Source organism: Pseudoxanthomonas sp. LjRoot143, from assembly GCF_964252945.1.
GTDB lineage: Bacteria > Pseudomonadota > Gammaproteobacteria > Xanthomonadales > Xanthomonadaceae > Pseudoxanthomonas_A.
Genome location: NZ_CAXUPM020000001.1, coordinates 3,603,694 through 3,625,120 on the forward strand (window position 1 = coordinate 3,603,694; position 21,427 = coordinate 3,625,120).

Sequence of the window (21,427 nt, forward strand, 5' to 3'; positions counted from 1 at the left end):
GGACGCCGTGATCTGGATCAATCGCGACGACTACACCGCCTGAAGGTTCGCGTACGCCAGCACCAGCCACTTGCTGCCTTCGCTGTCGAAGTTGACCTGCACACGCGCATGCGCGCCACTGCCCTCGTAATCCGTGACCACGCCATGACCGAACTTCGCATGGGTGACGGTCTGGCCCAGCTTGAGGCCGGGTGTTTCCAGACTCGCGTGACCCGGCGTCACACGGGTGGCGAAGCCGGAGGCCGGCCGGCTGACCTGCACCCGCGGACGCACTTCATTGAGCAGATTGGCCGGAATCTCGCGCAGGAAGCGCGACGGGATGCCGTACATGTCCTGCCCGTGCAGGCGACGCGCCTCGGCGTAGCTGAGCACCAGCTTCGCGCGCGCGCGGGTGATGCCCACGTAGGCGAGACGGCGCTCCTCTTCCAGTCGCCCGCTTTCGTCCAGCGAACGGTTACTGGGGAACAGCCCCTCTTCCAGGCCCGCCAGGAACACCAGCGGAAACTCCAGCCCCTTGGCCGAATGCAGCGTCATCAGCTGCACGCCGTCCTCACCGGCCTCGACCTGGCCTTCACCGGCCTCCAGCGCGGCATAGGACAGGAAGGCGACCAGTTCGCTCATGCCTTCCTGGCCATCCTCTTCGGCCGCGATGTCTTCGCGGCGCACGAAGCGCGAGGCGACCGACACCAGTTCGTCGAGGTTCTCGGTGCGCGATTCTGAGTCGAGACCACCGCGGCTTTCGCGCGCCCAGTGCTCGCGCAGGCCGGAGCGGGCCAGCACATGGTCGACGCGCTCGGCCAGCGTCATCTCGGCGGTTTCTTCCGCAAGCTGGTCCACCAGCGCAGCGAAGGCGGCCAATGCGTTGCGCGCACGTCCGGCCAACTCGCTGCCCTGCGCCGCCAACGATGCTGCACCCCACAGCGAGACGCGTGCGCCGCGCGCCAGCCGGCGGACTTCGTCCAGCGTGCGTTCGCCGATGCCGCGCGTGGGCGTGTTGACCACGCGCTCGAACGCGGCGTCGTCGGCGCGGTTCGCCATCAGGCGCAGGTAGGCCAGCGCATCCTTGATCTCGGCGCGCTCGAAGAAGCGCATGCCGCCGTAGACGCGGTACGGCACCTGTTCGGACAGCAGCGCTTCTTCGAACGCACGCGACTGTGCGTTGCTGCGGTAGAGAATGGCGGCATCGCCCAGGCTGCCGCCGTCGCGCACCCACTGGCGGATGCGTTCGACGACGAAGCGCGCTTCGTCCATCTCGTTGTAGGCGGCGTACAGGTCGATCGGCTCGCCGTCGCCCGTGTCGGTCCACAGCTGCTTGCCGATACGTCCCGGGTTGTGCGCGATCACCGCGTTGGCGGCGCCCAGGATGTTGGCGCTGGAGCGGTAGTTCTGTTCCAGCCGGATGGTCCGTGCCGACGGATAGTCGCGCAGGAACTGCTGCATGTTCTCGACCTTCGCGCCGCGCCAGCCGTAGATGCTCTGGTCGTCGTCACCGACCACGAACACGTGCCCGGTATCACCCGCCAGCACGCGCACGAAGGCGTACTGGATGGCGTTGGTGTCCTGGAACTCGTCCACCAGGATCTGGCGGAAGCGCGTGCGGTAATGCGCCAGCAGCGCCGGCGTGTCGCGCAGCACCTCATGCGCACGCAGCAGCAGTTCGGCGAAATCGACCAGGCCGGCGCGATCGCAGCGCTCCTGGTAGCCGGCGTAGACCTGCCGGCGCACGTCCAGCCAGTCATCGTTCGGCGCCGGCTGGAGGTGCTCGGGCCGGCGACCTTCGTCCTTCTGCTCGTTGATCCACCAGGTGAGCTGCTTCGGCGGGTACTTGCCCTCGTCCAGCTCCATCGCCTGCACCACACGCTTCACCAGCCGCTGCTGGTCGTCGCTGTCCAGCACCTGGAACGTCTCGGGCAGCTTCGCTTCCTGCCAGTGCAGGCGCAGCAGCCGGTGCGCCAGGCCGTGGAAGGTGCCGATCCACATGCCACGGCTGCCGTTGCGCAGCTGCACGTCGGCGCGCGCCCGCATCTCGCCGGCGGCCTTGTTGGTGAAGGTCACCGCAAGGATGCCGTGGGTGGGCACGCCATGGACTTCGTTGAGCCAGGCGATGCGGTGGGTCAGTACGCGGGTCTTGCCAGAACCGGCGCCGGCCAGGACCAGGTAGTGCCCGGGTTCGGCGGAGACGGCGTCGCGCTGGGCGGGATTCAGATCGTCGAGCAGGTGGGAAACATCCATCCGCGCATTTTACGGCCTGCGGTGGCCCAAACCCTGAGACGCGGCGTGTTCAGGTCAGCTCGGCAACCTGCATGGAGACCTGCTTGCGCCCGCCATCAAGCCACTGCCGGCCGGCTTCGGCGAAGCCATGCCGAGCATGGAACAGGCGCGATGGCTCGTTCGGCGGCACCACGTTGAATTCGCAAGTAACGCGCGGAATGCCGTGTTCACGGGCGAAGGCGAACAGGTCCTCATACAGGCGCGAGCCCAGCCGATGCCCCTGTACGGACGCATCGACGACGATGCGGTCCACATACAGGAAGTCCGGGTGGCGCTCGGCAAACCAGCCGAAGTTGTCGTTGCGGTAGTCCGCGCCGGCGCGCATCGCCAGCAGGAAGGCCACCACGCGATCATCCAGCGTCACCACGCGGTGGTAGGCGGACAAGGACGCCAGCTGGCGCAGCCTGTCCTCATCCATCGGGCTGGTGTGCCGGACCTCGGCCGTGTTCAGCGCGACGATGGCGGCGTAGTCGCCCTCGTTCGCGTCGCGGATCAGGGGTTCGGCCGACACGGATCAGTGTGCGGTGTGCTTCGACGGTGTGGCCGTGCTCATCACCCTGTCCGTATAGGCGATGCCGATCGCGGACAGGATGAAAGCGCCGTGGATGATGGTCTGCCACATCACCGCCGTCGTCGTCACCGTGGTGCACTTCGCGGCCGCCATCGTGTAGCCGGCCTGCAACGCAGTCGCGACGGTGTTCAGCGAGGCCAGGTGGTCCGGCGAACCGCACAGCGGCAAGCCCAGCTCGCCCGCGCCGATGAAGGTCTTGAGCAGGTGGACCGAGGAGATACCAATGATCGCCATCGCCAGCTTGACCTTCAGCACCGAGGCGTTGACGTGGCTCAGCCACTCGGGCTGGTCCGGATGACCTTCCAGGCGCAGGCGCGACACGAAGGTCTCGTAGCCACCGACGATCACCATGACCAGCAGGTTGGAGATCATCACCACGTCGATCAGGCCCAGCACCAGCAGCATGATGCCCTGCTCGGTGAGATTGTTGGCATCCAGAACCAGATGCTTGAGTTCCTTCAGGAACAGGAACACATACACGCCCTGCGCGATGATCAAACCGAGGTACAGCGGCAGCTGCAACCAGCGCGAGGCGAAGATCAGGTTGGGCAGGAAGCCGAGGCGGGCGTTGGTGGGCTGCGACATGGGGGCGTGGGAACAGTCTTTTCCAAGGATGGCGCAGGGTACCGGCCGGATTTGACGCTGCCAAGTCTGTCCCGACCGCTAGACTCGCAGGCCTCCCCTCCTGCGGAAACCGCCATGATCGACCTCTATTACTGGCCCACCCCCAACGGCCACAAGATCACGCTGCTGCTGGAAGAGCTGGCGGAAGCCGGCGCGAAGCTCGACTACCGCATCGTGCCGGTGAACATCGGCAAGGGCGATCAGTTCAAGCCGGAATACCTCGCCTTCTCGCCCAACAACAAGATGCCGGCCATCATCGACCACACGCCCGCCGACGGCGGCGAGCCGATCAGTGTGTTCGAGTCCGGCGCCATCCTGTTGTACCTGGCCAACAAGGCCGGCCGCTTCTTCGGTACCGACACGCGCCAGAAGGTGGCGGTGAACCAGTGGCTGATGTGGCAGATGGGGGGCCTGGGGCCGATGAGCGGGCAGTACGGCCACTTCACCGTGTACGCACCGGAGAAGATCCCCTACGCCATCGACCGTTACACCCGCGAAGTGCAGCGCCTGCTTGGCGTGCTGGACACGCAGCTGGCGAAGCACGCCTTCGTCGCCGGTGAGGACTACAGCATCGCCGACATGGCGATCCACCCGTGGATCAACGCCTACGACAAGGCGCCGCTGGACCTTGCGCCGTATCCGCACCTGCAGCGCTGGCAGGCCGCCATCGCCGCACGCCCGGCCGTGCAGCGCGCGTACGCGCTGAAGACGCAGGTGAATCCGGATGCCGGCAAGCCGTTGACCGATGAGGAGCGGAAGCATCTGTTCGGCCAGGGTGGTCCGAAGGCCTGAGGAACCCGTCCGGGCGTTCGCGGCATAATCCGGGGCTGACCGGCCCTGCCGCCCGAGAAATCCGATGCGCCTTGCCCTGTTCGCCCTGATGACCCTCGCCACCACCCTGCCCGCCCACGCCGAAAAACTCACGCTGGAAGCCATCACCGGCAGCGCATCGCTGACCGGCCCCACGCTGACCCGGCCGCAGGTGGCGCCGGACGGGTCGCGAGTGACCTTCCTGCGCGGCAAGGACAGCGACCGCAACCGGCTGGACCTGTGGGAGTACGACATCGCCAGCGGGCAGACCCGCCTGCTGGTGGATTCGTCGGTGGTGCTGCCGGGCGACGAAGTACTGAGCGACGAGGAGAAGGCACGCCGCGAGCGCCAGCGCATCGCGGCGCTGTCGGGCATCGTCGATTACCAGTGGTCGCCCGACGGCAAGGCGCTGCTGTTCCCGCTCGGTGGCGAGCTGTACTTCTACGACCTCGCCAAGTCCGGCAGGGACGCGGTACGCAAGCTCACGAACGGCGGCGGTTTCGCCACCGATCCGAAGATCTCGCCGAAAGGCGGCTTCGTCAGCTTCATCCGCGACCGCAACCTCTGGGTCATCGCCCTCGCCGACGGTAAGGAAACACAGCTGACCCGCGACGGCAGCGACACCATCGGCAACGGCGTGGCCGAGTTCGTCGCCGACGAGGAAATGGACCGCCACACCGGCTACTGGTGGGCCCCGGACGATTCGGCCATCGCCTTCGCGCGCATCGACGAAACGCCGGTGCCGATCCAGAAGCGCTACGAGGTCTATCCCGACCGCACCGAAGTGATCGAGCAGCGCTATCCGGCCGCCGGCGACGCCAACGTGCTGGTGCAGCTGGGCGTGATCGCACCGAAGGCGGCGGCCAAGCCGACGTGGATCGACCTCGGCGCCGAAAAGGACATCTACCTGGCCCGTGTGGACTGGCGCGACCCGCAGCGCCTGACCTTCCAGCGCCAGTCGCGCGACCAGAAGAAGCTCGAGCTGATCGAAACCACGCTGTCCACCGGCAAGCAGCGCACGCTGGTGACCGAGAGCTCGAAGACCTGGGTGCCGCTGCACAACCACCTGCGCTTCCTCAAGGACGGGCGCTTCATGTGGTCGTCGGAGCGCAGCGGGTTCGAGCATCTGTACCTCGCGTCGGATGACGGCAAGACAGTGACGCCGCTGACACAGGGCGACTGGGTGGTCGATGGCGTGTTGGCGATCGATGAAGGTGCGGGACTGGCCTACGTCAGCGGCACGCGCGACGGCGCGACCGAAACACACGTCTATGCCGTGCCGCTGGCCGGTGGCGAACCGCGCCGCCTGACGCAAGCGCCAGGCATGCACGCCGCCAGCTTCGCCCGCAACGCCAGCGTCTTCGTCGACAGCTGGTCCAGTGACACCGTGCTGCCGCAGATCGAACTGTTCAAGGCCGACGGCACGAAGCTGGCGACGCTGCTGCAGAACGATGCCACCGACACCGGCCATCCGTACGCGAAGTACCTTGCCGCGCACCAGCCGACAACGTTCGGCACGCTGACGGCGGCCGACGGCAAGACGCCGCTGCACTACAGCCTGATCAAGCCGACCGGTTTCGACCCGAAGAAGAAGTATCCCGTCGTGGTGTTCGTCTACGGTGGCCCCGCCGCGCAGACCGTCACCCGCGCCTGGCCCGGCCGCAGCGACGCCTTCTTCAACCAGTACCTGGCGCAGCAGGGCTACGTGGTGTTCTCGCTGGACAACCGCGGCACGCCGCGCCGCGGCGCGGCCTTCGGCGGTGGGCTGTACGGCAAGCAGGGCACGGTGGAAGTGGACGACCAGCTGCGCGGCGTCTCGTGGTTGAAGTCGCAGTCGTTCGTCGATCCGGCACGCATCGGCGTGCACGGCTGGTCCAACGGCGGCTACATGACGCTGATGCTGCTGGCCAAGCACAGCGAAGCCTATGCCTGTGGCGTGTCGGGCGCACCGGTCACCGACTGGGCGCTGTACGACACCCACTACACCGAGCGCTACATGGACCTTCCCAAGGCGAATGAAGCGGGTTACCGCGAAGCCAGCGTGTTCACGCACCTGGACGGCCTGCGCTCCAAGCTGCTGCTGATCCACGGCATGGCCGACGACAACGTGCTGTTCACCAACTCGACCAAGCTGATGAGTGACCTGCAGAAGCGCGGTACGCCGTTCGAGCTGATGACCTACCCGGGCGCCAAGCACGGCCTGCGCGGCAGCGATCTGCTGCACCGTTACCGGCTGACCGAGGATTTCTTCGCCCGCTGCCTCAAGCCCTGATTCCGCACCCACCAGGAGCACCGCGATGTCGACGCACGTCCCCGCTCAACCCAACTGGTGGCAACGCAACTGGAAGTGGTTCGTGCCCGTGCTGGCGGCGCTGCTGTTGGCGCTGTTCGCCGCCTTCGTGTTCGGCATCGTGGCGCTGATCTTCGGCGCCCTCAAATCCTCGACGCCTTACCAGCACGCCATCACGCGTGCCCAGGCCGATCCTGCGGTGGTGGCCGCACTCGGGGAGCCGATCCGCGCCGGCTGGTTCGTGCAGGGCAATATCGGCGTCGATGGCGCCAGCGGCGAAGCCGACCTGGCGATTCCACTGGACGGTGCGCGTGCGGACGGCACGCTCTACGTGGTCGCGGAAAAGCGTGCCGGGGAGTGGCGCTACGAGACGTTGGCGGTGAACGTCGACGGAGGCGAGCGGATCGTGCTGACGGACGAATCCTCGCCCGCCACCGATCGCTGAAACCGCCGCGCCCCGCGCACGGCGGCCCGAAGGCCACCGTGCGTCCGGTTCACGGTGAAGGCGACGGTACGACGGGGAGGCGATCCGACGACGTGCGTCCGTGGCTGGCGTTGCCGTACATCAACTCCGCCGTCGCGGGCGCGGCCAGGTAGTCGCCCGCGTTCGCCACCCGCGCGAAGTAGTGCACCTCGTGCCGTCCCGCCGGCAGGTATTCGGCGTAGAACTTCGGCGCACGCGGGTCCAACCGGCGTGTCCGGAACACCGGGCTGCCGATCGAGGACACCTGCTTGAGGTCGAGCCCGGCCACGGCGGACAGTGCGAGATCGGTCGGCCGCAGGCCGCCGGGCACGTCATCGGTCAACGCCACGAAATGGCGTGCCGAGGTGGTCTGCACCGTCAGGGTCACGCGGATCCAGTCGCCTTCCTGCACGGGATGCGTATCCAGCGCCTGCCAGGCGCCGGCACGCAGGACCTCGTAGCGTCGCGTGAGCGACATCCCGACGGCGGATGCTTGCGCGCGCGCAGCGTCCTCGTGGTACTCGACTTCGGCCAGATAGCCCAGCCAGGCGTGCTGGCCCGGCGCCTGGGCGAGCGTCAGCGTGGCATCGTCCACCGCGTCCTGCGGCACGGCCCAGCGCGCCCGTACCTCGCCCACCGGCAGCGACAGCGTGGTCCGCTGTCCAGCGACGGCCGCCTGCACGGTGGCGGGATGTGCCGGCTCTGATGCCGTCGCGCCATCCAGGGCCACCAGGCAGTACGCACCGGTCTGGGTGTCGACACTGGCTGTGCCGCCAGCGTACAGATCCACCAGCCCCCGCAGCAGCCCATCGCGCACCTGCCGGTCGGCGAGCGCGGGATGCTCGTTGAGGACGCCGAGCAGCGCGCACTGCTCGCGCAGGCGCGAGCCCATCCAGCGCGCCCAGCCGTCGTCGCGGTCGATCTGCCGGGCAAGGCCACGCGTCGGGAAGTGCGCCAGCACCGATGCCAGTGCGTCGGGCGTCGCAGGATGTTGCGCGGCGGCCAGCGCACGCAGGCCGGCGATGCGCGCCGGCAACGCGAGCCCGCCCCAGACCCGCCACAGACGGTCCAGGCTGGTCCGGTCGGTGCGCACGGCCGCGACGGCGAGCGCGGTGTCGTTGTGGTCCCCGGGCACGAGGCCGCGGGATCGCGCCACGGTCGCATCGGCCGCCCTGGCGGCGGCATCCGCGGCGGCGGCCGCCGCCGCCGCGGCTTCGGCAGCGTCGTACTCGAGCTGCGTTGCGGCGTCCGCGCCAACGGGGGCCGCGATCCGGCGACGCGGGGCCTCGTCTTCCGGTGCGGGCAGGCGTTGACGGTCGAGGAAGTCGTGCGCCCCACGCGCCACCTGCTCCGGCACGGCATATCCGCGTTGGCGCAGCCATGCGAAGGCCTGCAGCGTGTACGCAGTCAGTGCAACCTGGCCGCGCGTGCCGAAACCGCCGTCGTCCATGCCGGCCTCGTCTGCGAAGAAGCGCATGCCCCCATCCTCGTCCTGGAAGACGGCCGCGTTGTCCAGCGCTTCCTGCACCGCCGCGGCGGCGTCCGGCCAGGCGGCGGTATCGCCACGTTCGACGGCGAGCGCCGCGCCCACCGCACGGCTGAGGATCTGTTCCCAGCACCGGTGCGGATAGGCATGCAGGTCGCGCGTCCAGCGCTCGACCAGTCCTGCGCCGCCACGGCTGACCTCCACCGCCAGACGGGGATCGCGGGCGTCGGCAGGCAGCGCCGGCATCTTCAGCACGACCGGTGCGTCGTCCAGCCAGCCGGCCTGCACGCGACGCGCGGCGACCAGCGGCGAGGCCACCTCGACCGGCGCGGCGATGGCGTCCCGTCCGGTCGCGGCCTCCACCGACGCCACAACCTGCAACGCCCCCACCGCAGAGGGCTGGATAGTGGTCGCGATGCCGGTCTGGCCGCGGGCGGCCAGCGTCAGCGCGTGCTCCCCGGCATCGGCCTGTGCGACGCCGTTGCCCTGCAGTGCGATGCGCGCCTGCACCGGGAGCGCGACATCACCCGACTGCCGCAGGTGCGCGGCGAGCCGCGCCCGGTCGCCCGGATAAAGGCGCACCGGCACCTGCAGCCGCGCTTCCACCGGCAGGCCGACTTCCAGTGCAGCGTCGACCTGCTCGAACCCGTCATCGGCATCTCCGCTCCATGCGACCGCGCGCCACCGGGTGAGATTGTCGGGCAACGCCACCTCGAAACTGCGCGACTCTCCCGGCGCGAGCACGATGCCGGCCTGCCAGAACGCCGTATCGGCGAAGCGCGTGCGCACGCGCGCCAGCGGCGACTGCGCGCTGACCTGCTCGCGGGGTCGCACGTCCGTCGCCGGACGCTCACCGGCCTGAAAGATATCGGCCGGATCGATGCGCGAACCGGTGACTTCGATCCTGTCGAGCGTGGCATTGCCGCTTTCGGCAAATCCGTCCATTCGATCGAGTGCGACGGCGGGCGCAGGGGGAGGCGGTGGCGGTGGTGCCGGCGGCGAAGGCGGAGTGACGATGTCGGACGGCCGCGGCTCCCAGACGTCCACGGGAGGCGCTTCGGGCGGCGGAGGCAGCGATGACGTGCCGGGCGGTGGCGCTTCACTGCTTTCAGCTTCTGTGCGTGGCCATGGCAGTACCCATGTCCAGCCATGGCTGCGCCATTGGTAAAAGCCGATGGGCCACGAAGATCCATATTCCTGCTCACGTCCCAGCCAGTGGGTGCCGAGAGGATCCGCATAGGCCAGCCACTGCCCCGCCATCGCCCGCAGGGCGTCATCGGTTACCGCCACGGCGACCTGCCGCGGCCGATCGCCGGTATTGGTCAGCACCAACCGCGCCGGTTGCCCGGGACGCGCGTCGTCCGCCCGCAGCGACACGCTCATGGCCGGCGCAGCTTTCGGACGGGCGACGGTGACGTCGACACCGGCACTGCGCAGCGGCAACGGCGCGCGATAGCCGGGCGCCGCGTCGGCGGCATCATCGCGGTCGCGGATGTGCACGCCGATGCTGAGCGGTCCCTGCGTGTTGGGCGGCAAGCGCAATGCGATCTCCTGCGTGCCGGCACGTACCTCGGCCACGTGGTGGCCAACCAGCGCGCCATGCTGGCGGAACACGAACAGCGCGGTCGCCCGCGATTGCGGTTGCGTCAGCACCACGTTGACCGGCCCGCCGGGAAGCGGCTCGCCACGTCCCGTCACCAGCGTGATCTCGCGCGATGCGGCGGCGACGGCATCGCCGGCCCAGACGTACTGCGTCATCGTCGCGGGCGCGGCATCGCCGCTGCGGGCCATCAGGCGGTAACGGCCGCTGCGTGTGCGGGGTACGTCGCACGTGGAGCGCTGTCCTGCGACCAGCGCACAGGTCGCCACACGCTCGCCCACGACGTCCTCGGATGCTCTCCAGTCCTGCCCCAGGTAATCGACCTGCACTTCGACGGGCGCGGCATCGATGTCGTTGCCGTCCGCGTCAATGACGACTGCCTGCAGGTGGAGAGGCGTGCCCGCATCCCACCAGTGCGGCTCGCTACGCAGGCCCACGTAGCGCGCATGCCCGGCGTAGCGCGCCTTGGCGGCATTGCTGACGGTGCCTTCGCGTTCGCTGGGCTTGATCTCCACCACCGCCTGCAGCATGCCGAAGGCAGGTGGCTCGAGGTGCGGCTCGCTTCCTCCCGGGAACGCCACCGGCAGCGAAACTCGTGCCTTGCCATCGGCATCGGTGCGGACGCGCGTAGCCGGCGGCGCCAGCGTCACACCGCCGCGTCCCGCGCCGGACAGGACATCGACGAAGGTGTAGTCGGCATAACGTGGATACGCCTCGCCCAGCGGCAGGCCGGTCAGCAACGTGCTGACCCGTTCGAGCGGCATGTCGGCGGCAGGGCCACCGGAGTAGTAGCCCGCCTCGACATCGAACGCGAACGTATCGCCCTCGCGCAACACACGTTCCTCGGTATCCGTACGCGCCCACAGGTCCTGCGCGCGATAGGTGCCGACGAAGAAGCAGGTGCCGTTCTCTTCATCGGCATCGGGCAGTCCGATGCAGTACGTGCCGTCTGTCAGGTGTACGGGCAATGCCAGTCCGGCATGGATGACGCCCTGGGCATCCGGCGTGGCCTGCCATCGCAGGACGGTCTTCGACTCCTCCATCGCGACCAGGGCCAGCTCGAGCGGCTCCGGCTGCGCGATCCGCTGCAGCCGGCCAGCGATGCGTTCGCGTTGCCACAGTTGGTACTGCACCGTGGCACCGGCGGTGTACAGCGGACGGTCGCTGACGCCCCACAGGTGACGGCGCGCCGATGCGCCCAGCCTCAAGCCGTAGTGCTGGCTCGCACCGAGCGGCAATACCGAGCGCTCGGCCCGCGCGCCGTTGCCGCGCGTCGCACGCAGCCACCAGCGCGGGTACTCGCCATCCAGGGCGTCGGGCAGGACGTGGCCCACCGGCAGCGCAAGCCGCGCGACGCCATCCCGATCGGTGCGGCCTTCCGCCAGCGTGCGCACCGACGCTTCAGGTGACGCCTGCAGCAGAAGCTCCACGCGTGCGCCAGCGATCCCCCCGTCCTCCGACCATGCCTGCGCCCAGGCGATCACCTCGCGCTCGCCGGTCAACGCGACCAGGTCGAACGCCGGTGCGGCGAACTCCACCCCGGCCTGACGACGCAGATAGGGCGAGCGACGGGCGTCGGCGGACTGGACCTCCCAGCGCGTCCATCCCCCTTCGCGCAAGGCGAGGTCGTCGACCGGCGAGGTCACCGCGACGCGGGTGTTGGAAGCTGCGGCCGGCACGCGTGCCTCGCCCGCCCGCAACGCCGTGCCGAGTGCGGTGACGTGCAACGGCGTACCCGTCGCGTTGATGCCTTCCAGGCGCGACGCCGGCAGCGCACGCGCGTCGAGCAGGACACGCTCACCCGACGCCTTCAGACTGGGCTGCGCATCGGTGGTGCGCACGCCGAGGGTGAGCGGAACCAGCGAAGCGCCCTCCGTCGTGGTCATGTCCTGCCACGCCAGCGAGAGCCGTGTGTTGGCAGAGGCGACGGTCAACTGCGCGATCGCTCCCGGCGCGAGTGCCTCGTACCGGCCACGCCCTCTCACGTAGTAGGGGCTGCCTTCATGCCAGCGCGTCACGGTCACGCCGGCAGGCAGGCGTGCCGCGAACCGCTCCCGTGATGCGGCATCCGGCATCCTGGACAACATTACCTGGATCGGCTCACCCGGCAGGCACGCGAGCGCCGCGTGCGCGACCGGACCCTCGAGCGTGCGCACCTCCTCGCGCTGCCGGCACGACAGCTGGCGCACGCGGAAGGATTCGTTGGCGAGCGCGCTCAGCAGCATTTCGTCCTGCGTTCCCCGCAGGTCGCCTGCCTCGCTCCGCAGCCCTGGCGCCACGTGCAGGTTCACACGTGCGTCGGCTGCGACTTCGCCCGACAGCCGGACCTGGAAGCGGTGCACTCCGCCGTCGTAGCGGAATCGCGGAAGACGTTCGATCGAATAGGGTATGTCGCGTTCGCCGACCCTGACGCGCAGTACCGCCTGCACGTCAGCAGCCGTCATTGCCATGTTCGCGGTGACGCTGAAACGCGGCATGCCGTCGTCCCACCCTTCCACGTAGGCACTCAGGGCCGGACGATCGGTTTCGACATGCAGCACCTGCGCCGGGATCGCCTTTCCCTGCTGGGTCAACAGGCCGGGGGCGAGGTCGATGCGATACCGGGTGGCGGGGCGGGGCGCGGCGGGTGGCTCGATCGCGCACAGCAGCAGGACGTCATCGCCCCAGTGGCAGGCCAGCGGCAGCGCGGGCGTCGTGCGTACGGCATCGCGCTGGACCTGGTTGTCCCAGACCCGCATGGGCGCTGCGAATTCCAGCTGCAACCCGCCATAGGAAAAGTCGGCTTCGACCGTTGGATCCGCCGCTTGCGCCGCGAAGGACCATCCCGCCATCCCCAACAGCCAGCCCCATACCGCAATGCGCGCGTGTCGCATGCCGCTCCCCATCGGTGTCCGTTCCGGACCCGATGCTGCCTGCGATCACGCGCGAACGCCACCCGGCCGGAGGGCCGGTGACGCAGGTCAGGGATTCTTCGTCGCCGGTGCGGACTCGGGCACCACGATGGTCGGATCTACCGGCGTACCCGGCGGCACGTAGATCGCTACGCCGGCCGCCTGCTTCTGCGTGGTGGGGATGCCCATGCTCAGGCCGCCGCCCGAGTGGCGTCCGTAGCTGCCCGCGCCCACCGACATGCCCACCGGCGAGCCACTGGAGCCGACACCCAGCAGCACGATGCCGTTGGCGCCGAGGGCGGCGGCTTCGCGCTTGAGGCGGGCCACCGCGGCGTCGGTCTGGCCCTGGGTGCCGAAGCCGACCGCGCTCTTGGATTCGAGCTGCGCGATCTCCAGCGACCCGGCGGGTGCCGTGCGATAGACCTGCACCTGCGCGGGATCGAGCGCGGGCCGCGCCTGGCCCAGCATGACCTTGGAACTGCTGGCACAGCCTGCGGCAAGCAGGACGGCGACCAAGACGGGGGCGATGCGGAACGTCATGACGGCTTCTCCCGGTGACCTGCGGCGATCTTCCGCCGGACGGCCTGAATGTTGGCACAGCCCGCGGGCGACCGGCGTGACGGGGTGGGCGGGTTATCATTTCGTCCAGACCATGTTCCCGTTTCCTGCACGATGAGCTCCGCCCCCGACCACCCACCCGCACCGCAGCGGCTGGCCGTCGACTACATCCATGCCCCGACGCCGCAGGCGTTGCTGGGCCTGCCGGAAACCCTGGCCGTGTTCGGCTTCGGCGCACTGGCACCCGCCACGGCCGCGATCGACGATCCCCGCTACCTGCGCGTGCCGCTGTCGCCGCTGCGTGAAGCCGCCGCACCCTACGAGGTGTGGCGTGCGAGCGGACCGGTGACGACGGGCCGCGACGGCGCGGTGCGCTACAGCCACGACGGGACGCTGATGTTCGGCGTGGTGGAGTGGGAGGAATCCGAGGGTGGCATCCTGCATGCCAGTGCGCATGCCTATGCGGCCATGGCGGCCTTCTGGCGCGACAGCGGGTATCCGCACCTGCTGCGGATCTGGAACTACTTCGACGCGATCACCGAAGGCGACGGTGACGGCGAGCGCTACCGGCAGTTTTGTGTCGGCCGCGTGCAGGGCCTCGGCGACGTCGACACCCGCGTACTGCCCGCCGCGACCGCGATCGGCGCGAAAGGCCGCGACGGACGCCGCGTGCTGCAGGTGTACTGGCTGGCCGCGCGCGAACCGGGCCTGCCGCTGGAAAATCCTCGCCAGGTCAGCGCCTACCGCTACCCGCGCGAGTACGGCCCGCAATCGCCCAGCTTCGCGCGTGCCCTGCTGCCGCCTTCGCCACGTGTGCCGCTGCTGCTCTCGGGCACGGCCAGCATCGTCGGCCACGCGTCGCAGCACGCCGATTCGTTGCGCGCGCAACTGGATGAAACGCTGACCAACCTGGACAGCCTGCTCGGCGCCGCGCGCGAGCATGCGCCGACACTGACGCCGCACATGGACGCCAGTTCGCGCCTGAAGGTCTATGTGAGCGACGCCGTCGACGCCGACACCGTCGCCGCGCAGCTGGAAGCGCGCCTCGGCACGCGGGTGCCCTGGTTGATGCTGCATGCCGACGTCTGCCGGCGCGAACTGCTGGTCGAGATCGAGGGCATGCACGGCGTCGTGGCTTGAAGCCACGGTCACGCGTCCGCATAGTGGGTCCATGAGGCGCCGCGTCGCGCGCCGTGTTGCGGAGGATGTTCGATGGGACTGATCAGTCTGCTGTGGGGCATCGTGGCGATGCTGTGGATGGTGCTGGCCCTGATTCCGCTGCTCGGGTGGGGCAACTGGTTCCTGATCCCGTTCGCCGCCGTCGGCGCGATCATCGCCGCCATCGGCATCCTGTTCACGCGCACCGAAAACCGCGGTCGCGCGAAGGCGGGGCTGGTGCTCAACGGCATCGTCATCGTGGTGGGCATCATCCGCCTGTCGCTGGGCGGCGGCTTCATCTGATCCCGGCGCGGACGCAGCGTTCCACGCTGCGACCGCCTGTCGCAGGCCGCCCCTCGGGCCACCGGCGTATCATTCGCCGCTCTGCCAGGAGCCCGTGATGGCCTATCCCCACATCCGCCCCCGCCGCATGCGCCGCGACGACTTCTCCCGTCGCCTGATGCGCGAACACGTGCTGACCACCAACGACCTGATCTACCCCGTGTTCGTGCACGAGGAAAAGGGTCGCGCGCCGGTGGCGTCGATGCCCGGCGTGGAGCGCCTGTCGATCGACGAGCTGCTGCGCGTCGGCGAAGAAGCGCTGGAGCTGGGCGTGCCGGTGCTGGACCTGTTCGGCGTGCCCGATCCGTCGGCGAAGACCGCCGACGGCCGCATCGCCTGGGACGAGGACGGCATCATCCCGCGCGCGATCCGTGCGCTGAAGGCGCGCTTCCCGGAACTCGGCGTGATGAGCGACCAGGCCCTGGATCCGTACACCACGCACGGTCAGGACGGCCTTATCGACGACACCGGCTACATCCTCAACGACGAGACCATCGAGGCGCTGGTGAAGCAGTCGCTGGCGCACGCCGCTGCGGGCGTCGACATCCTTTCGCCCAGCGACATGATGGACGGCCGTATCGGTGCGATCCGCACCGCGCTGGAGAATGCCGGCTACATCAACACCCGCATCATGTCGTACGCCGCCAAGTACGCCAGCGCGTTCTACGGCCCGTTCCGCAGCGCGGTGGGCAGCGCCGGCAACCTCGGCAAGGGCAACAAGTTCACCTACCAGATGGATCCGGCGAACTCGAACGAAGCGCTGCACGAGATCGCGCTGGACCTGGAGGAAGGCGCGGACATGGTGATGGTCAAGCCGGGCCTGCCGTACCTGGACGTGATCCGCCGGGTGAAGGACGAGTTCGGCGTGCCGACGTTCGCGTACCAGGTGAGCGGCGAATACGCGATGATCAAGGCCGCGTCGGCGAACGGCTGGCTGGACGAGAAGGCCTGCGCGCTGGAAGCGCTGACCGCGTTCAAGCGCGCCGGCGCCGACGGCGTACTGACTTATTTCGCGCTGGACGCGGCACGCTGGCTGCGGAGCGGCTGAGATGACGGCCGTCGTCATCCGCGATGCGCGGCATGACGATGCGGACGAACTGGCGCGCCTGTGCACGCTGCTCGCCTATCCGGTGGACGGCGATGGCATGGCGCAGCGACTGGCCAGCCTGCTGGGTTCGCCCACGCATGCGGTGATGGTCGCCACCTCCCCTGACGATGGTGGCGACCTGCTGGGCATGGTCGCCGCAGAGTGGCGGCTGATGATCGAGTTCGGTCACCGCGCCGAGATCACGGCGTTGATCGTCGATCCACGGGCGCGGCGCCTCGGCTTGGGTCAGCAACTGGTGGATGCCGCCTGCGACTGGATCCGTGGGCGGGGCGGCGGCGATGTCTTCGTCCGCTCCAACATCGTGCGGCCGGAATCGCATGCGTTCTATCCCTCGGCCGGCTTCGCGCTGGCCAAGACGCAGCACGTCTATGTGCGGCAACTGGGGCCTCCGGCGGACTGACCGGAGAGGCCGGCACCACAACGACAACGGGAGCCTGTCGGCTCCCGTTCTCGTTTCTGCATCAGAAGCGGGCTTCGATGCCCAGCATCACCGTGTCGGCACGGTTGAAGTCGCAGTCGAGGTCGTAGTCATCGCAGTCGTCATAGGCGTAGTCGTCGGCATAGACGAATGCGGTGTAACCGAGGCTGATGTTGAAGTGGCGGTTGATATCCACGCCGATCGCCACGCCCGCGTAGCCGCCGTCGATGGAGACCTCGCCGCCTGGACCTTTCAGCTCGGCATCGAAGTAGCCGCCACGGACGGTGGCAAACCACGGGCTGTCGCCGAAGTTCATCCGGGCGTTCGCGCCGATCGCCTGGTAGGTCGCTTTCGGATAACGCCAGTTGCCCTCGGTAGCTTCATCCAGGCGGCCGCTCGAAAGTTCCACGCCGACCTGTGCCCACGGACCGGCCTGCCAACGGTAGCCGGCGCTCACAGCGACGGCGTCCTGCTCGACATCCTCGAAGATCCAGCCCTGACCCGCCTGCACACCGACGAAGAAGCCGCCGTCCTCCTCATCTTCGGGGGCGGTGGCAGGCGCAACGTAAGGCGCCGGTGCGGCATAGGCCGGTGCAGGCGCGGGAGCCTGCGGTGCGGGGCTGACTGTCGTCGGCTGGGTCGCCGGCGTCGCCGGCGTCGCGGGCTGGGTGGGCGCGGGCTGCGCGGCGCTCTTGTTGCGGAAGGCCTCGTAGGCGGGCGAGACGGACTGCGCCTGCGCATGCAGGGCAAAGGCCGCCAGCGCGAGCGGCAGATAGCGGAACAACGGCTTCATGGTGAACTCCCCTTTCGGTGGTGGTGGCGTCCCCGCGTCCTTGCGGTACCGGCGGGGCGGATCGGTGTCGTACGGATGGCAGCACCGACGGGCGCGCATGCATGGACGCGGCGCCGCTCCGTTCCCGGTCGACACGCATCGTCGCAGTGGCAGAGTTCGATGGAAGGCGGTCGGACTCCCCAGCCCGCTCGCCTGTCGCCTTGCTCCCTGGCACACCCCCTTCGGCGGCGGCACAGTGCAGCGCAGGGCATCGCCTGTCAAGCGGGCGCCGGCGCGCGGTAGACTGCGACGAGGGCGGTGGCGGGCATCCGCATGTGCGGACGCTTCGCTGCGGCATCCGACTCACTCTATCCGACGGGGTTCCGCGCCATGTCCAGCCATCGCTACGCCGTCTTCGGACACCCCGTCGCCCACTCGCTGTCGCCCCGCATCCATGCCGCCTTCGCGCAGCAGGTCGGCATCGCGCTGGAGTACACGGCCATCGACACCGCGGCGCACGACTTCGTCGCCACGCTGGACCGCTTCGCCGGCGACGGCGGTGCGGGCGCCAACGTCACCCTGCCATTGAAGGAAGCCGCCTTCGCCATCTGCGCGCAGGCGAGCGATCGCGCCCGGCGTGCCGGCGCAGTGAACACGCTGACCCGCAACGACGGCCAGTGGCATGGCGACAACACGGACGGCGCCGGGTTGGTGCGCGATCTGACGGGACGCCAGGGCCTGGACCTGCGTGCACGCCGCGGTCTGCTGCTCGGCGCCGGCGGTGCCGCGCGCGGTGTGGCACCCGCGCTGCTGGACGCCGGCATCAGCGAACTGATCATCGTCAACCGGACGGCGGACCGTGCCGATGCGCTGGCCGATGCACTGGGCGAACCGGATCGCGCGCACTCGCGCTACTGGGACGACCTGCGCGACCTCGGCGACTTCTCGCTGATCATCAACGCGACCTCGGCGGCACGCCAGGACCAAGGGGCGTTCACCCTGCCGTTCACGCTGGCCACGCCACGCACGCTGGCGGTCGACCTCAACTATGGCGAAGCGGCGATCCCGTTCCTTGCCTGGGCGCGCGCTGCCGGCTGCCACGACGCCGTGGACGGGCTGGGCATGCTGGTGGAGCAGGCCGCCGAAGCCTTCGAGCAATGGCATGGCGTGCGACCGGAAACCGATGCCGTCTACGCCGCGCTGCGCGGCAAGGACAAGGTGCTGGTGACGGCGGATTGACCGCGATGCTCATCAGGCTCGCCTCAAGCGTCGCCCTGATGTTCGCTCTGGCCCCGCACGCCAAGGCGGGATGGATACACCAGGTGCGCGCGCCGTCGGCCGCCCTGCCGGCCACCTCCAGCCTTCGTTACGACGCGGCACCCGATGTCGGCACGCCACGCCTTGATGAGGCACTGCTCGCGCTGACCGACGCCAGCCGTGTTGAGCTGGATATCCTCGTGCTGCACGAACGGATGCTGGAAGCCGACTTCCAGCATGAGCTCTTCCTGCTCCTGCGCGCCTCGGCGCCATCGCAGCTTGAAGAAGCGCTTAGCTCTTCCGGCAACCACGACAATCCCGCGTTGCGGGCGCTGCGTCGCCCGTTCCTGCAGGCGGGTTCGGATTCGCGCGTCGTCACCGGGTATCGGCAGGATCTCGCCAAGCATGGCCTTCGTGTCGCCGATGTGCAGCTCGAGAAGCTCGCCCTAGACGCGAGTGGAGATACACCCCGCCTGCGTTGTTTCCTCTGGTTGACCCTCTTGCCCCTGTGAAGCGAAGCGGCGCCATCAAGTAGGCTAGGCTGCGACGAAACATTCCTGGAGGAAATGCATGGACGGACTTTTCACCCAACTGCTGACGATGCTCGGCTACCAGCTGCCCGAACTGCTGGCCTGCGTGGCCGGCACCGCAATGCTGGCGATGTGGGCACCGCCGGCGCCGGGTCGCAAGCTGGCGCTGGCCGGCATTTCGCTGATGCTGCTGACCACCCTGCTGCGCGGCGTGATGAGCGTGTGGCAGGCATGGGTGATCAACAGCGCCACCGACGGCTATGCCTCGGTGAGCAGCATGATGGGTCTGTTCAGCGCCGTCGGCATGCTGATCGGCGTCGTCTCCGCGGCCGGCCTGGTGATGCTGGCGTGGGGCGCCTGCAAGGCGATGCAGGCCACGCGCACGGCCTAGGCGATATCCGCATAGGCGCCGCTGAAAACGGAATAGCGCGACAGCACCCGGCGACAGGCGAGCGGGCTAGCATCGCGGGATGAAACGCTTCCTGCTGCTGACGCTCCTCTGCCTCGCCTCCCTGGCTTCCTCCGCGTGCGCGCAGGGCCAGTTCAAGGTGCTGGTGGTCGCCATCCCCAACCGCTACCACCACGACTACGCCGTGGTCGCCAAGCCGCAGTTCGAACGGATGGCGCAGGTGCATGGCTTCGACCTGACGTGGTCGTGGAACAGCACACCGTTCGATGGCGACCTGTCGCCCTATGCCGCCATCGTGCTGCTCAACACGCCAGGCGACGAACTGAAAGGCGAGCAGCGCGGCAAACTGGAAGCCTATGTGCGCGCCGGCGGCGGGGTGATGGCCGTGCACCGCGCGCTGATCTTCAATCCGCCCGGCGACTGGCCCTGGTTCGAGCGCCTGATCGGGCGGACGTTCCGCATCCATCCGATGGTGCAGACCGCCACCGTACGCGTGGAGGATCCCGCGTTCCCCGCCACGTTCGGTCTGCCGTCGCGCTGGGTGTGGACGGACGAGTGGTACGAGTTCAATGCCCCGGTCACGCGCGGCCTGCGCACCGTGCTCAGCGTGGACGAAACCAGCTACGACCCGACCCGCATCTGGCCTGGCCAGACCGCGCGCGGCATGGGCAAGGACCATCCCGTCGCGTGGTACCACGCCTACGACGGCGGCCGCGTCTTCGTCACCTCACTGGGCCACACGCCGGCGCTGTACGACGATCCGTCGTACCTGGCGCATCTCTACGGCGGCCTGTGGTGGACCGCGACCGGCAAGGGCATCGACGCATCGCGCTGATGCGCGACGATCAGTCGGTCGCGACGCAGAGCGCCAGGCGTTCGCACAGGAACGCGACCTGCGCATCCTGCGTTTCGGGTCCGTCGTACGCCAGCACGGTCCAGCGTTCCCGGGCCTGCATCGCCTCGCCGGCCGCGAGGATGCGGAACGGTGCGTGCACTTCCATTTCCAGCAGGCCGGCCTGGACGTCGCCGGCGTGGTCCAGATACAGCTCGACCTGGCCGTGCTCGGGATGGATGACGGCGCGCGGCTGGTGGTCGAAGCGGATCACGAACGCCTGCCCGTGGGCGAACCCCGCCATCCAACCGGCCGACGGCTGCAGGAACACCTTGCCGCGGCGCATCGGAAGATCCGGCGACATGGGCTGGAACGAGAAGACGCCACGCTCGATCCGCCACACAGGCACCGCACCGTCCTCGCCTTCGACACGCACGTCACGCGCATCGGCCACCGGCACGTAGACGCGCGTCGCCGCAGAGGTCCGCGTGTTGAACCACAGGTCGCGCGCGACGGGACGTCCACGGATGTTGCGTGCGGTCGCCGTCACGATGAGGGTAGCCGGATCGGCCGGATCGAGTGCGAACGATTTCAGCAGCCGCACCCCGGTGACGGGGCTGTCGATGCCTTCCAGCACCAGCCGCTCGGGCGAACGCGCGACCACGCGCGTCCCTGCGAAGGCCAGGTACGGGTCCGGCGGCCACACCGCCTTCGCCGCGCGACGCGATGGATTCGCGTCCTGATCGGACCACCAGCCGCTCTGCGGCCCCAGCCACACGTCATGCCCGAGATAGCCGATGTCGTCGGCGTCCGCCGAGACGGCCGGCGTCGGCTGCGACGCGACGGGTTCGCCGATCCTGATCAGGTTGGGACGATCGACGCGCCCGGCATGCAGCACACGACCGCCCAATGCCGGCGTGATCTCGACGACGATCTCCGTCGACTGCAACCGGATGCGTTCGACGTCCGTGGCGTTCGCAGGTCCGGCACCGAGGCACAGCGCGACGAGGACGAGCGGCGTGACGAACGTGCGCATA

Annotated in this window: 18 protein-coding genes; 11 read left to right on the top strand and 7 right to left on the bottom strand. The window is 68.9% G+C overall.

Going from position 1 to position 21,427, the window contains the following annotated elements; genetic code table 11:
* Positions 1-30: 30 nt before the first annotated feature.
* The 3 genes from uvrD to ACSQ1W_RS17460 are packed head-to-tail and all read right to left on the bottom strand — an operon-like array spanning position 31 to position 3,427.
* The gene (gene uvrD, locus ACSQ1W_RS17450; RefSeq protein ID WP_436044988.1) at positions 31-2,232 is read right to left on the bottom strand and encodes a DNA helicase II; all 2,202 of its coding nucleotides are present in this window, start codon (positions 2,230-2,232) and stop codon (positions 31-33) included.
* A gap of 49 nt (positions 2,233-2,281) precedes the next feature.
* Positions 2,282-2,782: a GNAT family N-acetyltransferase gene (locus tag ACSQ1W_RS17455; RefSeq protein ID WP_436044990.1), complete on the bottom strand. Its 501-nt coding sequence runs from the start codon at positions 2,780-2,782 to the stop codon at positions 2,282-2,284.
* 3 nt (positions 2,783-2,785) lie between these two features.
* Positions 2,786-3,427 (bottom strand): TIGR00645 family protein, encoded by a 642-nt coding sequence (locus tag ACSQ1W_RS17460; RefSeq protein WP_436044992.1) that lies wholly within the window; start codon positions 3,425-3,427, stop codon positions 2,786-2,788.
* Between the two features lie 114 nt (positions 3,428-3,541).
* Here ACSQ1W_RS17460 and ACSQ1W_RS17465 point away from each other — a divergent pair, with 114 nt between their 5' ends.
* The 3 genes from ACSQ1W_RS17465 (at position 3,542) to ACSQ1W_RS17475 (ending at position 7,011) form a co-directional block, all read left to right on the top strand.
* Positions 3,542-4,258, top strand: coding sequence for a glutathione binding-like protein (locus ACSQ1W_RS17465; RefSeq protein WP_436044994.1), 717 nt, complete (start codon positions 3,542-3,544; stop codon positions 4,256-4,258).
* A 64-nt stretch (positions 4,259-4,322) separates the two neighbouring features.
* Positions 4,323-6,548, top strand: a complete 2,226-nt coding sequence (locus tag ACSQ1W_RS17470) for a DPP IV N-terminal domain-containing protein (RefSeq protein WP_436044995.1) — start codon at positions 4,323-4,325, stop codon at positions 6,546-6,548.
* A gap of 25 nt (positions 6,549-6,573) precedes the next feature.
* A complete protein-coding gene (locus ACSQ1W_RS17475) occupies positions 6,574-7,011 on the top strand; it encodes a cytochrome c oxidase assembly factor Coa1 family protein (RefSeq protein WP_436044997.1) in 438 nt (145 codons plus the stop codon).
* Between the two features lie 49 nt (positions 7,012-7,060).
* On the opposite strand, the gene ACSQ1W_RS17480 is transcribed toward ACSQ1W_RS17475, so the two are convergent.
* Both ACSQ1W_RS17480 and ACSQ1W_RS17485 read right to left on the bottom strand, forming a co-directional pair.
* On the bottom strand, positions 7,061-12,988 hold the full coding sequence (locus ACSQ1W_RS17480; RefSeq protein ID WP_436044999.1) for an alpha-2-macroglobulin family protein: 5,928 nt from the start codon (positions 12,986-12,988) through the stop codon (positions 7,061-7,063).
* A gap of 87 nt (positions 12,989-13,075) precedes the next feature.
* Positions 13,076-13,546, bottom strand: coding sequence for a hypothetical protein (locus ACSQ1W_RS17485; protein ID WP_436045001.1), 471 nt, complete (start codon positions 13,544-13,546; stop codon positions 13,076-13,078).
* Positions 13,547-13,678: 132 nt separating this feature from the next.
* Here ACSQ1W_RS17485 and ACSQ1W_RS17490 point away from each other — a divergent pair, with 132 nt between their 5' ends.
* The 4 genes from ACSQ1W_RS17490 (at position 13,679) to ACSQ1W_RS17505 (ending at position 16,572) form a co-directional block, all read left to right on the top strand.
* On the top strand, positions 13,679-14,704 hold the full coding sequence (locus tag ACSQ1W_RS17490) for a pteridine-dependent deoxygenase (RefSeq protein WP_436045003.1): 1,026 nt from the start codon (positions 13,679-13,681) through the stop codon (positions 14,702-14,704).
* Positions 14,705-14,776: 72 nt separating this feature from the next.
* On the top strand, positions 14,777-15,025 hold the full coding sequence (locus tag ACSQ1W_RS17495; RefSeq protein ID WP_162338986.1) for a hypothetical protein: 249 nt from the start codon (positions 14,777-14,779) through the stop codon (positions 15,023-15,025).
* Positions 15,026-15,122: 97 nt separating this feature from the next.
* Positions 15,123-16,112, top strand: a complete 990-nt coding sequence (gene hemB, locus ACSQ1W_RS17500) for a porphobilinogen synthase (protein ID WP_436045005.1) — start codon at positions 15,123-15,125, stop codon at positions 16,110-16,112.
* A 1-nt stretch (position 16,113) separates the two neighbouring features.
* Positions 16,114-16,572: a GNAT family N-acetyltransferase gene (locus ACSQ1W_RS17505; protein WP_436045006.1), complete on the top strand. Its 459-nt coding sequence runs from the start codon at positions 16,114-16,116 to the stop codon at positions 16,570-16,572.
* Positions 16,573-16,633: 61 nt separating this feature from the next.
* Here ACSQ1W_RS17505 and ACSQ1W_RS17510 read toward each other — a convergent pair whose 3' ends face one another.
* The gene (locus ACSQ1W_RS17510; RefSeq protein ID WP_436045008.1) at positions 16,634-17,383 is read right to left on the bottom strand and encodes an outer membrane beta-barrel protein; all 750 of its coding nucleotides are present in this window, start codon (positions 17,381-17,383) and stop codon (positions 16,634-16,636) included.
* A gap of 369 nt (positions 17,384-17,752) precedes the next feature.
* Between ACSQ1W_RS17510 and aroE the strand changes: the two genes are divergently transcribed.
* The 4 genes from aroE (at position 17,753) to ACSQ1W_RS17530 (ending at position 20,393) form a co-directional block, all read left to right on the top strand.
* The gene (gene aroE, locus ACSQ1W_RS17515) at positions 17,753-18,601 is read left to right on the top strand and encodes a shikimate dehydrogenase (protein ID WP_192273840.1); all 849 of its coding nucleotides are present in this window, start codon (positions 17,753-17,755) and stop codon (positions 18,599-18,601) included.
* Entirely contained in the window at positions 18,598-19,131 is a 534-nt protein-coding gene (locus tag ACSQ1W_RS17520; RefSeq protein WP_436045010.1) for a hypothetical protein, read from the top strand. Before aroE ends, ACSQ1W_RS17520 begins: the two co-directional genes overlap by 4 nt.
* A 58-nt stretch (positions 19,132-19,189) precedes the next feature.
* Positions 19,190-19,540, top strand: coding sequence for a hypothetical protein (locus ACSQ1W_RS17525; protein WP_192273842.1), 351 nt, complete (start codon positions 19,190-19,192; stop codon positions 19,538-19,540).
* Positions 19,541-19,619: 79 nt separating this feature from the next.
* The gene (locus tag ACSQ1W_RS17530) at positions 19,620-20,393 is read left to right on the top strand and encodes a ThuA domain-containing protein (RefSeq protein ID WP_192273843.1); all 774 of its coding nucleotides are present in this window, start codon (positions 19,620-19,622) and stop codon (positions 20,391-20,393) included.
* A 10-nt stretch (positions 20,394-20,403) separates the two neighbouring features.
* Here ACSQ1W_RS17530 and ACSQ1W_RS17535 read toward each other — a convergent pair whose 3' ends face one another.
* Positions 20,404-21,426, bottom strand: a complete 1,023-nt coding sequence (locus ACSQ1W_RS17535) for a DUF4380 domain-containing protein (protein ID WP_436045012.1) — start codon at positions 21,424-21,426, stop codon at positions 20,404-20,406.
* Position 21,427: the final 1 nt, after the last annotated feature.

Bases quoted from the DNA above. Each gene is read 5' to 3' on its own strand.
- uvrD (WP_436044988.1), bottom strand. From the start codon at position 2,232: ATGGATGTTTCCCACCTGCTCGACGATCTGAATCCCGCCCAGCGCGAC.
- ACSQ1W_RS17460 (WP_436044992.1), bottom strand. From the start codon at position 3,427: ATGTCGCAGCCCACCAACGCCCGCCTCGGCTTCCTGCCCAACCTGATC.
- ACSQ1W_RS17465 (WP_436044994.1), top strand. From the start codon at position 3,542: ATGATCGACCTCTATTACTGGCCCACCCCCAACGGCCACAAGATCACG.
- ACSQ1W_RS17470 (WP_436044995.1), top strand. From the start codon at position 4,323: ATGCGCCTTGCCCTGTTCGCCCTGATGACCCTCGCCACCACCCTGCCC.
- ACSQ1W_RS17475 (WP_436044997.1), top strand. From the start codon at position 6,574: ATGTCGACGCACGTCCCCGCTCAACCCAACTGGTGGCAACGCAACTGG.
- ACSQ1W_RS17480 (WP_436044999.1), bottom strand. From the start codon at position 12,988: ATGCGACACGCGCGCATTGCGGTATGGGGCTGGCTGTTGGGGATGGCG.
- ACSQ1W_RS17485 (WP_436045001.1), bottom strand. From the start codon at position 13,546: ATGACGTTCCGCATCGCCCCCGTCTTGGTCGCCGTCCTGCTTGCCGCA.
- ACSQ1W_RS17490 (WP_436045003.1), top strand. From the start codon at position 13,679: ATGAGCTCCGCCCCCGACCACCCACCCGCACCGCAGCGGCTGGCCGTC.
- ACSQ1W_RS17495 (WP_162338986.1), top strand. From the start codon at position 14,777: ATGGGACTGATCAGTCTGCTGTGGGGCATCGTGGCGATGCTGTGGATG.
- hemB (WP_436045005.1), top strand. From the start codon at position 15,123: ATGGCCTATCCCCACATCCGCCCCCGCCGCATGCGCCGCGACGACTTC.
- ACSQ1W_RS17505 (WP_436045006.1), top strand. From the start codon at position 16,114: ATGACGGCCGTCGTCATCCGCGATGCGCGGCATGACGATGCGGACGAA.
- ACSQ1W_RS17510 (WP_436045008.1), bottom strand. From the start codon at position 17,383: ATGAAGCCGTTGTTCCGCTATCTGCCGCTCGCGCTGGCGGCCTTTGCC.
- aroE (WP_192273840.1), top strand. From the start codon at position 17,753: ATGTCCAGCCATCGCTACGCCGTCTTCGGACACCCCGTCGCCCACTCG.
- ACSQ1W_RS17525 (WP_192273842.1), top strand. From the start codon at position 19,190: ATGGACGGACTTTTCACCCAACTGCTGACGATGCTCGGCTACCAGCTG.
- ACSQ1W_RS17530 (WP_192273843.1), top strand. From the start codon at position 19,620: ATGAAACGCTTCCTGCTGCTGACGCTCCTCTGCCTCGCCTCCCTGGCT.
- ACSQ1W_RS17535 (WP_436045012.1), bottom strand. From the start codon at position 21,426: ATGCGCACGTTCGTCACGCCGCTCGTCCTCGTCGCGCTGTGCCTCGGT.